This window comes from Ruegeria sp. K3 (genome assembly GCF_056531845.1).
The window spans coordinates 1-1177 of sequence record NZ_JBQFMM010000035.1 but is presented as its reverse complement, the minus strand read 5'-3'; the positions used below and the strand labels follow the sequence as shown (position 1 = coordinate 1177).

At 58.9% G+C, this 1177-nt stretch carries 1 protein-coding gene; it reads right to left on the bottom strand.

Annotated features, from left to right (window positions below):
• Position 1: 1 nt before the first annotated feature.
• Positions 2 to 1177, bottom strand: a 1176-nt coding sequence (gene tuf, locus ACR0MP_RS22005; RefSeq protein WP_010441214.1) for an elongation factor Tu, incomplete at its 5' end; no start/stop codon positions are given.

Here is a 1177-nt window from a genome sequence, read left to right as displayed (position 1 = left end):
ATTACTCGATGATTTTCGAGACGACGCCGGCGCCGACGGTGCGGCCGCCTTCGCGGATCGCAAAGCGCAGGCCGTCTTCCATCGCGATCGGGGCGATCAGCTCGACGGTGAAGCCTACGTTGTCGCCGGGCATAACCATCTCGGTGCCAGCCGCCAGGGTCACGGTGCCGGTCACGTCAGTTGTACGGAAGTAGAACTGCGGACGGTAGTTCGCGAAGAACGGGGTATGACGACCGCCTTCTTCCTTGGTCAGGATGTAGGCTTCGGCTTCGAACTTGGTGTGCGGTGTAACCGAACCCGGCTTACACAGAACCTGGCCACGCTCAACGCCGTCACGGTCGATACCGCGCAGCAGGGCGCCGATGTTGTCGCCCGCTTCACCGCGATCCAGCAGCTTGCGGAACATTTCAACACCGGTACAGGTGGTTTTCTGAGTGTCACGGATGCCGACGATTTCGATCTCGTCGCCAACATTGATCACGCCACGCTCGACACGGCCGGTCACAACAGTACCACGGCCCGAGATCGAGAACACGTCTTCGACCGGCATCAGGAACGGCTTGTCAACTTCACGCTCAGGGGTGTCGATGTAGTCATCAACAGCCGCCATCAGTTCCTTGATCTTCTCTTCGCCGATTTCCGGGTTGTTGCCTTCCATCGCGGCCAGAGCCGAACCTGCGATGATCGGAATATCGTCGCCGGGGTATTCGTAGCTGGACAGCAGTTCGCGAACTTCCATCTCAACCAGTTCCAGCAGCTCTTCGTCGTCAACCTGGTCAACTTTGTTCATGAACACGACCATCTTCGGGATGCCAACCTGGCGGCCCAGCAGGATGTGCTCGCGGGTCTGCGGCATCGGGCCGTCAGCTGCGTTCACAACCAGGATCGCGCCGTCCATCTGAGCGGCACCGGTGATCATGTTCTTGACATAGTCGGCGTGGCCGGGGCAGTCGACATGCGCATAGTGGCGGTTGTCGGTCTCGTACTCCACGTGGGCGGTCGAGATGGTGATGCCACGTGCTTTTTCTTCAGGCGCGCCGTCAATCTGGTCATACGCTTTGAAGTCACCGAAATACTTGGTGATTGCTGCGGTCAGCGTGGTCTTGCCGTGGTCAACGTGGCCAATCGTGCCGATGTTGACGTGCGGCTTATTACGCTCAAACTTTTCCTTTGCCAT